The 13,642-nt window shown below is 50.9% G+C and carries 17 protein-coding genes and 1 pseudogene; 16 read left to right on the top strand and 2 right to left on the bottom strand.

Going from position 1 to position 13,642, the window contains the following annotated elements; translation table 11 throughout:
- The first annotated feature begins 52 nt into the window (after positions 1-52).
- Positions 53-562 (top strand): GNAT family N-acetyltransferase, encoded by a 510-nt coding sequence (locus ASF99_RS11870; RefSeq protein ID WP_023469196.1) that lies wholly within the window; start codon positions 53-55, stop codon positions 560-562.
- Between the two features lie 57 nt (positions 563-619).
- Here the strand turns inward: ASF99_RS11870 and ASF99_RS11865 are convergent, their stop codons facing one another.
- The gene (locus tag ASF99_RS11865; protein WP_029342458.1) at positions 620-985 is read right to left on the bottom strand and encodes a winged helix-turn-helix transcriptional regulator; all 366 of its coding nucleotides are present in this window, start codon (positions 983-985) and stop codon (positions 620-622) included.
- 204 nt (positions 986-1,189) lie between these two features.
- Here ASF99_RS11865 and hxlA point away from each other — a divergent pair, with 204 nt between their 5' ends.
- From hxlA to ASF99_RS11850, 3 genes are all read left to right on the top strand, one after another.
- Positions 1,190-1,825 (top strand): 3-hexulose-6-phosphate synthase, encoded by a 636-nt coding sequence (gene hxlA / locus ASF99_RS11860; protein ID WP_023469194.1) that lies wholly within the window; start codon positions 1,190-1,192, stop codon positions 1,823-1,825.
- On the top strand, positions 1,826-2,374 hold the full coding sequence (gene hxlB / locus ASF99_RS11855; protein ID WP_055968874.1) for a 6-phospho-3-hexuloisomerase: 549 nt from the start codon (positions 1,826-1,828) through the stop codon (positions 2,372-2,374).
- Positions 2,375-2,533: 159 nt separating this feature from the next.
- Positions 2,534-3,301, top strand: coding sequence for a hypothetical protein (locus ASF99_RS11850; protein ID WP_055968872.1), 768 nt, complete (start codon positions 2,534-2,536; stop codon positions 3,299-3,301).
- 70 nt (positions 3,302-3,371) lie between these two features.
- On the opposite strand, the gene hisJ is transcribed toward ASF99_RS11850, so the two are convergent.
- Complete coding sequence (hisJ, locus tag ASF99_RS11845; protein WP_055968870.1) at positions 3,372-4,166, bottom strand: histidinol-phosphatase HisJ; 795 nt, start codon at positions 4,164-4,166, stop codon at positions 3,372-3,374.
- A gap of 122 nt (positions 4,167-4,288) precedes the next feature.
- Between hisJ and ASF99_RS11840 the strand changes: the two genes are divergently transcribed.
- The 12 genes and pseudogenes from ASF99_RS11840 (at position 4,289) to ASF99_RS11780 (ending at position 13,628) form a co-directional block, all read left to right on the top strand.
- Entirely contained in the window at positions 4,289-5,110 is an 822-nt protein-coding gene (locus ASF99_RS11840) for an ATP phosphoribosyltransferase regulatory subunit (RefSeq protein ID WP_035396343.1), read from the top strand.
- The gene (gene hisG, locus ASF99_RS11835; RefSeq protein ID WP_023469189.1) at positions 5,111-5,722 is read left to right on the top strand and encodes an ATP phosphoribosyltransferase; all 612 of its coding nucleotides are present in this window, start codon (positions 5,111-5,113) and stop codon (positions 5,720-5,722) included.
- Positions 5,719-6,936: a histidinol dehydrogenase gene (hisD, locus tag ASF99_RS11830; protein ID WP_035405944.1), complete on the top strand. Its 1,218-nt coding sequence runs from the start codon at positions 5,719-5,721 to the stop codon at positions 6,934-6,936. Before hisG ends, hisD begins: the two co-directional genes overlap by 4 nt.
- Entirely contained in the window at positions 6,936-7,907 is a 972-nt protein-coding gene (locus ASF99_RS11825; protein ID WP_055968868.1) for a pyridoxal phosphate-dependent aminotransferase, read from the top strand. Before hisD ends, ASF99_RS11825 begins: the two co-directional genes overlap by 1 nt.
- Positions 7,880-8,461, top strand: coding sequence for an imidazoleglycerol-phosphate dehydratase HisB (gene hisB, locus ASF99_RS11820; RefSeq protein ID WP_035396348.1), 582 nt, complete (start codon positions 7,880-7,882; stop codon positions 8,459-8,461). Before ASF99_RS11825 ends, hisB begins: the two co-directional genes overlap by 28 nt.
- Positions 8,458-9,045, top strand: coding sequence for an imidazole glycerol phosphate synthase subunit HisH (gene hisH / locus ASF99_RS11815; RefSeq protein WP_023469185.1), 588 nt, complete (start codon positions 8,458-8,460; stop codon positions 9,043-9,045). Before hisB ends, hisH begins: the two co-directional genes overlap by 4 nt.
- Positions 9,018-9,722, top strand: coding sequence for a 1-(5-phosphoribosyl)-5-[(5-phosphoribosylamino)methylideneamino]imidazole-4-carboxamide isomerase (gene hisA, locus ASF99_RS11810; protein WP_035396350.1), 705 nt, complete (start codon positions 9,018-9,020; stop codon positions 9,720-9,722). The genes hisH and hisA overlap by 28 nt, the downstream gene beginning before the upstream one ends.
- Positions 9,716-10,465: an imidazole glycerol phosphate synthase subunit HisF gene (gene hisF / locus ASF99_RS11805; protein WP_023469183.1), complete on the top strand. Its 750-nt coding sequence runs from the start codon at positions 9,716-9,718 to the stop codon at positions 10,463-10,465. The genes hisA and hisF overlap by 7 nt, the downstream gene beginning before the upstream one ends.
- Positions 10,462-11,077, top strand: a pseudogene (gene hisIE, locus ASF99_RS17625) (bifunctional phosphoribosyl-AMP cyclohydrolase/phosphoribosyl-ATP diphosphatase HisIE). The gene hisF and the pseudogene hisIE overlap by 4 nt, the downstream one beginning before the upstream one ends.
- A 218-nt stretch (positions 11,078-11,295) precedes the next feature.
- A complete protein-coding gene (gene trhA / locus ASF99_RS11790) occupies positions 11,296-11,955 on the top strand; it encodes a PAQR family membrane homeostasis protein TrhA (RefSeq protein ID WP_035396436.1) in 660 nt (219 codons plus the stop codon).
- Positions 11,952-12,626 (top strand): TVP38/TMEM64 family protein, encoded by a 675-nt coding sequence (locus ASF99_RS11785; protein WP_035396352.1) that lies wholly within the window; start codon positions 11,952-11,954, stop codon positions 12,624-12,626. The genes trhA and ASF99_RS11785 overlap by 4 nt, the downstream gene beginning before the upstream one ends.
- An 84-nt stretch (positions 12,627-12,710) precedes the next feature.
- Positions 12,711-13,628 carry a proline dehydrogenase family protein gene (locus ASF99_RS11780; protein WP_023469178.1) on the top strand — a complete coding sequence of 306 codons (918 nt, stop codon included), beginning with the start codon at positions 12,711-12,713 and terminating at the stop codon, positions 13,626-13,628.
- Positions 13,629-13,642 lie beyond the last annotated feature (14 nt).

The following is a 13,642-nucleotide window of genomic DNA, read 5'->3' as shown; positions in this document are numbered from 1 at the left end:
TTTTATATTTAAATAATGTTACTTATATAAATCTAGAGAGGAAATGACACCTATGATACGACGAGCCACGCTAATGGACGGAAAAGCCTTATCGGACTTGATGCGACGCATTGATCGTGAAACGAAATATATGTTGTATGAGCCAGAGGAACGCGTCCTGTCAACAGAACAGGCGGAGGCGTTCATCGAAAAGTTCGGTCAGGCTGCCAACTCGGACATCTTTGTCGTGGACGTTGATGAACAACTTGTCGGGTATGTGCTCGTCGTTGGTGGTGAACCGAGTCGAATCCGACACCGCGCGAATCTTGTCATCGGCTTGCTTGATGCCTATACGGGTCGTGGTCTTGGTGCGGGTCTACTTGAGGCAGTCGATGCGTTTGCCATTGAAGCAGGGCTCATCCGACTCGAGTTGACGGTTCGCAAGGATAACTTGCGGGCAATCGAGCTCTATCATAAGTTTGGCTTTAACATCGAAGGGACACGGATTGCGTCGCTCTTCATCGATGGGGAATACGTTGATGAACTGGCGATGTCGAAAATCTATACGACCGAAGAATCCTAAAAAAAGATGCTCCGTGGACTTATCTCTGAAAAGAGACGAGACCATGAGCATCTTTTTTTATGGTGATATCTTTTGTTGTTCGAAGTCGATCTCCAGAACATTTTTCGCATAATCCTTACCCCAGTCATACATCGCATCTAAAATCGGCATTAAGCTATGACCGTGCGGTGTCAACGAGTATTCGACCTTCGGTGGTACGACCGGATAGACTTCCCGATGAATGATATGGTGGTCCTCGAGTTCGCGCAGTTGATTGACGAGCATCCGTTGCGTGATCCCAGGCATCAGACTTTTCAGTTCCCCGAAGCGTTTCGTTCCTTCCTTGCCTAAGTGCCAAAGAATGAGCATCTTCCATTTGCCCCCGATGATCGAGAGGGTCAATTCCTTCTCACAGTTAAACTGACGGTCTTCAAAATGTGGCATCAATCCACCTCCTGCTCCAGTATAGTCTTTCTTCCCATCGACAGTATACTTTTCTGCACTATGTATGAAAAACCGCACTATGTAAATTAAAAGTGCGTACTTCTCAAGAATGCTCCTGCGGATTATATTTAGTCCTGTTCCTTCCTGAACGTCTGAAGGAAGTGTCAGGTACGACAATACAGAGAAGAATGGGAGAGATACAAAATGAAATTACAACTCGCAATTGATTTAGTCGATACAGCAGGTGCGATTGCTTTAGTCAAAGAAATCGGGGAAGACAATTTAGATATCGTTGAAATCGGCACACCGGTCGTCATCAACGAAGGGCTCCGCGCCGTCAAAGAAATGAAAGCCGCGTTCCCGAACTTAACGGTCCTCGCTGACTTGAAAATCATGGATGCTGCCGGTTACGAAGTCAGTCAAGCTGTCGCACACGGTGCTGACATCGTGACGATCCTTGGGGCAGCGGAAGACATGTCAATCAAAGGGGCAGTCGAAGAAGCAAAAAAATCAGGCAAACAGATTCTCGTCGACATGATTGCCGTTAAAGATATTGCGACACGTGCGAAAGAACTCGATGCGTTGGGCGTCGACTACATCTGTGTCCACACAGGTTACGATCTGCAAGCAGTCGGTCAAAACTCATTCGAGGATCTCGCGACAATCAAATCGGTTGTGACAAACGCAAAAACAGCTGTTGCAGGTGGCATTAAGATGGAGACGTTACCGGAAGTCATCGCGGCACGTCCTGATCTGATCATCGTCGGTGGTGGCATCACGGGACAAGATGATAAACAAGAGACAGCGTCAACGATGCACCGGATGCTACAAGAGGCGTAAATGACACACATTCAAACGATTATCGAAGAGCTGACTTCGACGGTCGAAGCAATCGATGCGACCGAGACAAAAGAACTGGCAGACGCTGTCTTGCAATCGAATCGAATCTTTCTCGCAGGAGCCGGTCGCTCCGGCTTGATGGGGAAAGCGTTCGTCATGCGACTGATGCATATGGGACTCGACGCGTATGTCGTCGGCGAGACAGTCACGGCGAACTTACGCGACGGTGACTTGTTGATCGTCGGTTCCGGATCGGGTGAGACGAAGACGTTGATTCCAATCGTCGAGAAAGCACAGCAACTCGGTGGAACGGTTGCCGTCGTCACGATCAATCCGACATCGACGTTAGCACGATTAGCTGACGTGATCGTCCAACTGCCTGGAGTTCCGAAAGAACGAACGGCATCAGCGGACGAGACGGTGCAACCAATGGGCTCATTGTTCGAACAGACGATGTTGTTGTTCTATGATGCCTTGATTCTACAGATCATGGAAGACAAGCAACTCGATTCACAAACGATGTACGGGAAACATGCCAACTTAGAATAGATAAACCGGAAGACCGGTAGACGTATGCGATACGTTTACCGGTCTTCTTTGACTTGATTTTTAATAAAACATTTCCTGTTTGTGCGAATTTATTCGGATACTAGCAGGTATCGACCTGCCATACTAAAAGAAGTAAAGGTATGGTAAGGGGGAGGAAAAATGCGTTTTACGAAGTCGATGACAACTATTGTATTGATCAGTAGTTGCGTCTTATCGGGGTGTACAATGGAGACGAAAGAACATGCTGTAAAACCATCTGCAGAAATTGTATCCGTGAAACCAACTAAAGGACAAAATGAAGTCGAAGAAATTTTAATTAAAGAGCCCTCCGTCGATGCAGATACACCAGGCAAAGCGAGCGTCGAGCAAATACAGCTGACCTATAAAAACGGACAAACCGCCGTACCGACTAATGATGATATCTTGTCGGAAGTGATTCTTGGTCAAAAAGCGATTGTCACGCTGCAGTCTCCGGAAGGACCACATCATTACATCGTTTTGTTTTATGAACAGTCTGATCGCTGGATATTAACTGGTGTTCTTCCTGCGACAGGACCTGTTACAACGGAACGCTCGGAATCACGTGGCTTGAAGCTCCCATTTTCGACATTTACAACGAACGAAATGAGTTGGAGTGATGCGGAAGACGCGCCAATCACATGGACGTTTGCTGGAAAAGAATCAATCCTTACGGTTTCGAAGCTCCCGCAGCAACCGATGGACAGCAAACCGTCGGAGGTCGTGACATTGGCGAATGGAATAGAAGCTTACGTCCATGAGACGAAACGAGAAGCTAGCTTGTTTTATCAAGACGGCGAACAGACGGTTTTGTTAGCCGGTAACGTATCAGTTGATCGCCTTAAAATACTTGCGGCATCATTGTCACCTGTCACGTCAGGATCGTTTCCGTATAGCGAAACAGAATAAAAAAATCGCGCGCTTTACACAACTCCTGTCAGAGTAAGTGAAGCGCGCGATCTTTTATCTATTTACGTTCTTACCATTTGAAATCAAAATCAGCACCGACATCTTTTGCGAGGTGGGCATCTGATCCATAGACGAGTGGAATCGATAACGACTGCGTGACTTGCAGGAGTTCCGGGTAAGGATAGGAAAGACCACATAATGGTTTCCGGAGTCCTGCTGTGTTGACGTCGAGTGTGAAGTTCGCCTGACGGATCTTCCGTAACGTGTCGTCGAGGTTCGTTGGGTTCGACTCAAGCGGATAGGCTTGGATGAATTTCGTCGGTAACGTCAAGTGACCGAGGCGCTTCGGCTGGTGTGCACCGAGGTCCGTCATGACGAGGGCTTGGATGCCTTCATAATAGCGTTCGTGGACCGCCGTGACGCTTCCGAGTTTCGTGACGATCTCACCGAAGCTTTCCTTGCTGAAGTCGACGCCGTAATATTGCTCATCGATGTATAAGTAATGCAGTGAGAGAATGCCGTCGGTTAAGACGTCAGCGTAGCGGGCGATGATGTCACGCGTCCCGTCGACATGTCCTTCCCAGTAGTCGAACTCCATCCCGATTCGGATGTCGATCTGATTTTTGTATGTCTCGCGGAGTTGCGTTAATTCCTTCAGGTAGGCATCGGCTGTCGCGAATGACATTCCGGAATCGTTATCTGGCGCAGGATCCGTCACACCTTCAGGTAAAGGGGCATGTTCCGTGAAGCTGATCCGTTCTAAGCCTTGCTCTAAGGCACGCTCGATGTAGGCTTCGAGTGGATCCTTCGTACCGTGTGGACAATATGGACTGTGGACGTGACCGTCCCATTTCAATAATTGCATGAGTAACCCTCCGATTTTTTAGAATTGGCAAGCAAAGCGATTGACAATGTGCCCGAAACGCGGTATCTTATCGTTAAATAATTTAGCGTGGTACAGTGATAATAAGATAAAGGAGTGGGAGTATGCAATCATTTTCTACGATTCGACTCAAGGATGGAGCGACAGATTACGTTGGTGCCTCGGCAACGCGGCTCCAACAGGTCATCCGTCAGCTCGAAGATGGACTCGAACAATCTAACTATACCCGATTAATCACCCCCTTAATTGAGGAAATCGGTGGACGGGAACAGATTCGGATGGATTTTACGACTAGTGTCGCGCGTGCCCTCAGCGAACGGGGTCGCGAACAATATAAACGTGTCTTCTACAGTGGCTCGGTCTTTCAACCAGAAGAGAAGTTCCAGGTCGGATTCGAGGAACGGGGACAAATCGCAGAAGTCGAAGCAATCCAACTCGCGGTCCGACTCGTTGAGGAACTGACAGGAAAAGAAGTCACACTCTCGATCGGTGATGCTGGTCTAATCGAGCATTTGATTGAGACGCGTGTCGGTGATCACCACTTACGCGACCAAGTGACGCAGATGCTTCGTTTACGTAACGTCATTGAACTGAAGCGAATCGCGGGTCAACTCGATGATGCTTTACTTGCAAAACTTCCTTTATTATTCGGACGTGAAGGAGCAGAGACGATTCTACCGTATGTCGACGAGACACGACTCAATGCCGTGCTTGATCTCGCGGAAGCCGTTAATGCCGATCTCGACTTCGGACAAATGGGCTTACAGACGTACTACGACGGGATCACGATTCACGGTTTCATCGAAGGTGTGACGGAACCCGTCCTCGTCGGTGGACGCTACGACCGGCTTTATGAACAATTCGGACAAGAACAACAAGCGTTCGGCATCGGATTCTCAGTCGAACGGTTGGCGGAGGTGCTCTAAATGCGAATCGGAATTACGAAAGGACGGCTGTCGAAAGCGACAGAACGTTATCTGAAAGAAGCTGGCGTCGAGACATGGGGAGCCATTGAACGCGAACTAATCGTCAAACGGGGCGAGCACGAATTCGTCTTCATGAAAGGATCGGATTTGATTCCGTACGTCGCTCAAGGTGTTCTCGACGTTGCGATCACCGGGAGTGACATCTTACTCGAATCGGATCAAGAACTATCAGAACTGGCGGAATTGCCGTTCGGCGTCTGCCGAATGTCCGTCTGTGCGAAGGAGCCTTTGCAATTCGAAGGTGGGCGCCGCGTTCGGATTGCGACGAAGTATCCAGTCATCGCAAAACGCTACTTCAGCGAACTCGGTGTCGACGTCGACATCGTACCGTTGAACGGATCCGTCGAGTTGGCACCGTTACTCGGTCTTGCTGACGCGATCGTCGATATCGTCGAGACGGGTGAGACGTTACGAGCGAACGGACTGAACGAATACGAGAAAATCATCGATATCAGCGCTCGATTCTTTACGAGCGAATGGACGTTAAAACGGAAGCGGGTGGAAGTCATCCGCTTGCTGGAGCAATTGACAGAAGGAGTGACACGATCATGACACCGACAAAACCTTTCAGCATTGATCGCGACACGGAGCTCGCGGTCCGCGCGATTCTCGAACGCGTCGCAACAGACGGTGACGCTGCTGTCCGCGATTACACGAACCAATTCGATCAGGTCGATCTTGAGGATTTCCGTCTCAGTGAAACACGGATCACACAAGCCTTCGAACAGGCAGATGCCAACTTGATCGACTCGTTGAAGTTGATGGCGACACGACTCGTCGAATGGCACGAACAAGAACTACCGTCGGACATCGAACTCGTCGAGGCAGACGTGACACGACGCCAACGGTTCGTTCCTGTCGATTCGGTCGGGATCTACGTACCAGGTGGTGCAGCCAGTTATCCATCGACCGTCTTGATGAACGCGATTCCAGCGAAGGTTGCCGGAGTCGAACGCGTCGTCATGGTAACGCCGATGACGAACTTAAGTGACGAGGTTCTCGTTGCGGCACGGATCGCTGGTGTGACAGAAATCTATACGATCGGTGGAGCGCAAGCGGTCGCCGCGCTGACATTTGGAACAGAAAGCATCCAAGCCGTCGACTTGATCGTCGGACCCGGGAACCGCTTCGTCGCTGAAGCAAAACGCCAAGTCTACGGGATTGTTGGCATCGACTCGGTTGCCGGTCCATCGGAAGTTGTCGTCATCGCGGACGAGACGGCGCATCCAGACCGGATCGCTGCAGACTTACTTGCGCAAGCCGAACACGACCGGGACGCTGTCGCGATCGCCTTCGTGCCAACGGAAGAGATGAAACAAGCGGTTGATGCAGAAATCGAACGGCGCTTACAACAATTGCCGCGTCAAGAGATTGCCCGTCGCGCGATGGAAAACGGTGGCGTCTTCGTCGCTCCACTCGAAACAGCGATCGAAGAAGCGAATCGTCTCGCAGCGGAACACTTGGAACTTGCCGTTGCCAATCCGCAAGAGGTCGTCAAATCGATCCGTCACGCCGGGATGATCTTCCTTGGTCACGAGACACCGGAAACACTCGGCGATTACGTCGCCGGAACGAACCACGTCTTACCGACATCCGGTACAGCTCGTTTTGCGTCTGGATTATCAGCGCGGACATTCCTGCGTCACCAGACGATGCTCGAAGCCACACGCGCAGGCGTACAACGTCTCGCGAACGCAGCGAAGACCGTTGCCCGGGTCGAAGGACTCGAAGCACACGCACAAGCCATCGAAGTGAGGGAAGACTAATGCGATTACACCAAAACGAACGATTCACGACCCACAGTCCAGTCGGGATCGAAGCGATCCAGGAATTGATCGCAACGTTCCCATTAAACGAATATCCAGTCGAAATCATCGATCAAGTCAAGGCATCATACGCGATGTACGCCGGTGTCCGTCCGACGCAACTCGTCGCCGGAAACGGCTCGGATGAGTTGATCGGCTACTTATGTGCCCGCTACGGCGGACCCGGGATGCCAGTCATCGCCTCGGAACCGGACTTCGTCATGTATCAGTTCTACGCTGACCGGGCACGGGCACCGTTCGAACGCGTGCCGTTACTCGACGAGATGGCGCTTGACGTCGACGGATTGATCGGAGCTCCTGGTGAGATCATCTTCCTGAGTCACCCGCACAATCCGTCCGGTGTCCTCCGCAAGGAAGCGGACATCCGTCGGTTGCTCGACAGTGGCAAATACGTCGTCATCGATGAGGCGTACATCGACTTTGCACTCGAACAGTCGATGCTTCACTTATTAGAGGAATATCCGAAAGCGATCATCTTACGGACGCTCTCAAAAGCGTTCGGTCTCGCATCGCTCCGACTTGGTTTTGTCATCGCGAGCGAACAAATCATTGAAGAAATCGAACAGATCAAATCACCGTATAACGTCTCTGGTCTATCAGCAGCTGTCGGCATCGCCATCATGGCAGAACCGGAACTCGATCGGGTCTTAGAAGAAACATATGCGAGCCGCGAAGCAATCGAACGGATTCTTGCCCCAATCGGCAAGACGTATCCCAGTGCAGCGAACTTCGTCTACGTCGAGTATCCAGAAGCCGAACGCTTTACGCAGCGTTGTGCTGACGCCGGATTACGGATCCGCTTGTTTGACCAAGCATTCCGTGTCAGTTGCGGGTCACCAGAAGCGATGCAAGTATTAGAAACGTGTGTAGAGGAGGAATTACGATGCGGCGTGGCGCAAGCGAACGAGTAAGTGCAGAATCAGACATCAAGGTCGAGGTCGATCTCGCAGGAGGTCCGGTTGAGATTAAGACCGGTGTCGGTTTCTTTGATCATATGTTGACGTTATTCGCCTTCCAGGCTCGAATCGGTCTGAAGGTGACCGCAAAAGGTGATACGTGGATCGATGCCCACCACACGGTCGAAGATACAGCGATCGTCCTCGGGGCAGCGTTGACGGAAGCGCTCGGCGATAAAGCCGGGATTGAACGCTACGGTGAATCCCGTGTGCCGATGGACGAGACACTCGCGTCGGTCGTCCTTGACTTCAGCGGTCGTCCGTTCACGGTCTTCCGTGCTAGCTTCAAGAATCCGAAGCTCGGTGACTTTGATACGGAACTCGCAGAAGAGTTCTTCCAAGGCTTATCGCGCAGTGCCCGGATGACGATTCATGCTGAAGTCTTATATGGCTCGAACACGCATCACATGATCGAAGGGTTGTTCAAAGCACTCGGTCGGGCCGTCCGTCAGGCAGTCGCCGTGACGAGCGAAGGCGTACCGTCTACGAAAGGGTTGATTGATCAATGATAGCAATCGTCGATTATGGCGTCGGGAATATCGCGAATGTCGAGCGGGCGTTAAAGGAGCTCGGCGAAGCAGTCATCGTCACGAGTGACACGGAGTTGCTCGACCAAGCGGAAGCACTCGTCTTACCGGGTGTCGGTGCTTATGCACCGGCAATGGAACGCCTGAAGGAAACGGGACTCGTCGACTTCTTAAAAGAACAAGCGGAAAAGAAACCGTTTCTTGGGATTTGCCTCGGGATGCAACTGCTCTTTGAATCAAGTGACGAAGATGGACTGACGGAAGGTCTCGGGATTTTACCGGGAACGATCGAAAAATTACCGAATGACGTCCGCTTGCCGCACATGGGTTGGCACCAGCTGACGAACCACGGCGAAGCGGTCTATTTCGTCCACTCGTACGGCGCTGTTTGTGACCCAGAATGGATCGTCGACGCGGTTGAATACGGACGTCTTGTTCCGGCAATCGTTCAAAAAGGACAAGTCACAGGGATGCAGTTCCACCCGGAGAAGAGTGGCGAAGTCGGACTGAAACTACTGAAGGAATGGAGAGAGACGACATGCAACTCTACCCAGCAATCGATTTAATGAGCGGACAGGCCGTACGCCTGAAGCAAGGAGATTTTGACCAACAGACATTCTTCGGTGATGCGTTGACGATTGCGAAGCGCTTCAAGGAAGATGGGGCGACAGCGATCCACTTGATCGATCTTGATGGTGCGAAGGCCGGCGAACCGTTGCACTTGAGCTTGATCGCCGACATCAAAAAGGAGACCGGTTTGTTCGTCGAAGCTGGTGGTGGTGTCCGTAACATCGAAACCGTTGAAGCATACGTCGGTGCCGGAATCGACCGGATTCTCGTCGGCACGGTCGCCCTCGAGGATGAAGCGTTGCTCGAGCAGATGATTGCTCTCGCTGGTGATAAACTGGCTGTTGCGTTAGATGCCAAAGAAGGTATCGTTCAAACACGCGGCTGGCTCGAAGCGAGCGGTTGGACGCTTGAAGAGGCAATGACACACCTGATCGGCAAAGGCATCAAGACGTTCCTTTATACAGACATTTCGCGTGACGGAATGATGATGGGACCGGACGTTGATGGACTCGATCGTCTAAAGCGGGAAGGGGTCGAATTGATTGCTTCCGGTGGTGTGACGACAGTCGATGACGTCGCGCGCCTCAAAGAAATCGGGATGGACGGAGCGGTCGTCGGTCGGGCGTTACTCGACGGATCACTTGCCTTAAAAGAGGTGTTGCGCGTATGCTGATGAAACGAATCATTCCCTGTCTTGACGTCAAGGAAGGACGTGTCGTCAAAGGGGTCAAATTCCAGAATCTACGTGATCTCGGTGACCCGGTTGCCGTCGCAAAGTATTATTACGAACAAGGGGCAGATGAACTCGTCCTGCTCGATATCTCAGCAACGCAAGAAGGGCGCGAGACGATGCTTGATATCGTCGAACGCGTCGCAGAAGTCATCTATATGCCGTTTACGGTCGGTGGCGGAATCAAGACGATCGAAGACGCGAAACGCTTGATTCGTGCCGGTGCTGACAAAGTCTCACTCAACTCATCAGCGCTTCAAAATCCACAACTGATTCAAGAAGTCAGCCGCCTGTTCGGTGTCCAAGCGACGGTCGTCGCAATCGATGCGAAGCAGACCGGTGACTCATGGGGTGTCTTCTCTCACGGTGGAACACAACCCGTCGGACGTGACGCGATCGAGTGGGCACAGGAAGCTGTCGCCCTCGGTGCCGGCGAGTTACTCGTCACGTCGATGGACGCTGACGGAACAAAAGACGGGTATGATCTCGCCTTGATCCGTCGTCTGCGTGAAGTCGTCAACGTGCCGATTATCGCTTCCGGCGGTGTCGGGACACTCGATCACTTGGCGGAAGGATTGGAAGCAGGCGCTGACGCAGCCTTAGCTGCTTCGATCTTCCATGAAGCGACGTACACGATGCCGGAAACGAAAGCCTACCTCAAAGAACGGGGAGTCGAAGTCCGATGACGACATTGAATTTTTCAAAAGGACTCGTCGCTGCCGTCGTCGTCGACGAACAGACGAACGATGTCTTGATGGTCGGCTTCATGGACCAAGCCGCTTATGATAAGACGCTTGCGACCGGTCTCGTCACCTTCTTCTCGCGGACGAAGAATCGCCTCTGGACAAAGGGGGAGACGAGCGGGAACACGCTTGAACTCAAACGGATGTGGATCGATTGTGATCAGGATAGTCTCTTGATCACGGTCAAAGCGAATGGTCCGACATGCCATACCGGAAATCGCAGTTGTTTCTATACGGAAGTGGAGGTGCCCGATGTTATACGAACTGGAACAGACGGTCAAAGCGAAGATTGACGCGAAAGAAGCAGAATCCTATACGAACTATTTGATTGCTTCTGGGTATGAGAAGATCGCGAAGAAGTTCGGTGAAGAGGCATTTGAAGTCGTTCTTGCTGGTAACGATACGTTAGCAGAAGAGACAGCAGACTTGTTGTATCACTTAACGGTCTTGCTCGCTGAGCGCGGTGTCTCATTCAAAGAAGTCGAGGCCGTCCTTAACGAACGTCACGGTACAAAATCGACGTTCAAGGATCGCCCGGATATTGAACAATGGTAAACGACATCCACATCGCCTAGGCGGTGTGGATTTTTGTATAAGCGGGAAAAGACAAACAGATGACGGTTGTCATCAAATCGACAGAATCTTTCGATAGGCACGCTGTCGCTTCAGAGCGTATAATCAAAGTGTTAGTCTTGTGTCATTAGAAAGTAGGTGTTCGGTTGGTTACCAAAAAAGAACTTAAGCAAACGATCAAGCAACAATCGAAAGAAACGATCGAAGAGCTACTCGCAAAAGGTGACTCCTTGAAAGAGGAAATCGCCAGTGCCATTACACACGGATTGGGTGTCATTTTCAGTATCGTCGCGCTCGTGATGTTGATCCTGCAGGCGACGAAATCCGGCAGCGCTTGGAACGTCACTGCTGTCAGTATCTTCGGGGCAACGATGATTCTCCTTTATCTGTTCTCGACCTTGATGCATTCGCTGATGCATACGAAAGCAAACAAGGTTCTACAAATTTTAGATCATGCTGGCATCTATCTCTTGATTGCTGGTAGTTATACACCGTTCGCCTTGATCACACTCCGTGGTCCGCTCGGCTGGACATTGCTCGGAATCGTCTGGGGTGTCGGAACGCTCGGCATCATCTGGAAGCTTTATTCGACCGGTAAATATGTCTGGATCTCGAATGCGTCTTATCTGATCCTCGGCTGGTGTTGTCTGTTTGCGATCAAGCCGATCTATGAAGCACTTGGATTACAAGGATTCTTACTGCTCCTCGGTGGTGGACTTGCGTACTCCCTCGGCGTCATCTTTTACGTCTGGGCACGCTTGCCGTATAACCACGCGATTTGGCATCTGTTCGTCCTTGCTGGTAGTGTGTTGATCTTCCTGTCGATTTTCTATTACGTTGCTCCGGCGACGATGTCATGAAGAAACTACGGCTCCGGGACTGGCTCCCGATCACGCTGTATTTTATGTTTGGACTTGGATTGCTCCTGTATTTCCGAATGTCGGGAATGTTGGAGCAATTCGACATTCAAGCATTATCGGATTGGGTACGGGATCAAGGTCTGACAGGGATGTTGCTCTATGTGCTCGCTTATACCGTCCGACCACTCGTCTTTTTTCCGGCGAGTCTTTTGACCGTCTTTGGCGGCTATACGTACGGTCCGTGGCTCGGGACATTACTCGACGTCATTGGTGCTGGTACCGGCGGATTGCTCAGCTTTTGGATTGCCCGGTTGCTCGGTCGCCGTGGCGTCGAGAAGTTGATCGGGAAAGGGAAGCTGAACGTGCTTGACGACCGGATCGCAACGAACGGCTTTCTCGTCGTCTTGATCGTCCGGTTGATTCCGCTGTTTCCGTTTGACGCGATCAGCTACGCGTCGGGTCTATCGAAAATCCGCTTTAAACAGTTCGCCATCGCCAACTATATCGGGATCATTCCCGGTGCATTCGTTTACAACAATATCGGCTCAAGCCTTCGTGATCCGTTCTCGTGGCAGTTCTTTGTTGCGATTGGTCTGTATGTCTTGTTTTTCGCTGTTGGTATCGTTGCCCATCAGATTCTCAAAAATAAACAAAAGAAAGAGCGCATGTAAGCGCTTTATGGCATAATATAAAGGCAGAGATGTGAACCGACACGGTAAAACAGCCTAGCATTTATTTAGGGGGAATCATGAGTGATGGAAAAAGTACTACGGGATGGTTTTATCTTCTTATCGCAAAACAAGACATTGAACGGTCTCGCCAAGCGATACGGGCTTAAATTCGGAGCAAGTCGCTTCGTGGCAGGGGATTCATTGGAAGCATCGAAACGGGCGATCCAGGAATTGAACGCAAAAGGGTTATGCGTCACGATGGACCATTTAGGGGAGTTCATTTCGACGGTAGCGGAAGCAGAGATGATGACACAAGAATGTATTCGTGCGGTTGAGATGATTGCGGAAGAAAAATTAGACTCGCAACTCTCGTTGAAACTGACATCACTCGGACTCGATATCTCGGACGACTTGATTCGCTCGAACATGGAACGGATCTTAACACGGGCGAAAGAACTCGGTGTCTTCGTCACGATTGATATGGAAGATGAGCCACGTTGTGAAAAGACGATTCAATTGTTTGAAGAATTGCGCCAATCTTTCGATAACATCGGGACGGTCATCCAGTCGTACCTCTACCGGTCGGAAGATGATATCAAACGCGTCGGACGCTTCGAGACGAATCTCCGGATCGTCAAAGGGGCATACAAAGAACCGGCAACGGTTGCGTTCCCAGAGAAGGAAGACGTCGACCATAACTACATCAAGCTCGTGAAGTTACAATTATCACTCGGAAACTATGCTGCCGTCGCAACACATGACGATGCGATGATCGAGCAAGTCATCCGTCACGCTAAAGAAAATGGGATCGAAAAAGACCAGTTCGAATTCCAGATGTTATTTGGTATCCGGGTCGAGCGTCAACTCGAACTCGTCAAACAAGGCTATAAAGTCCGTGTCTACGTTCCTTATGGACGTGACTGGTACGGTTACTTCATGCGCCGCTTAGCAGAACGACCGGCAAACGTTGCCTTCGTTCTCAAAGGAATGGTCAAAGGATAAGAAGAGAAGGCGAT

Origin of the sequence: Exiguobacterium sp. Leaf187 (assembly GCF_001423925.1) — a bacterium.
Classification (GTDB): Bacteria; Bacillota; Bacilli; order Exiguobacteriales; family Exiguobacteriaceae; genus Exiguobacterium_A; species Exiguobacterium_A indicum.
This window is presented reverse-complemented; position numbering and strand designations above follow the sequence as displayed.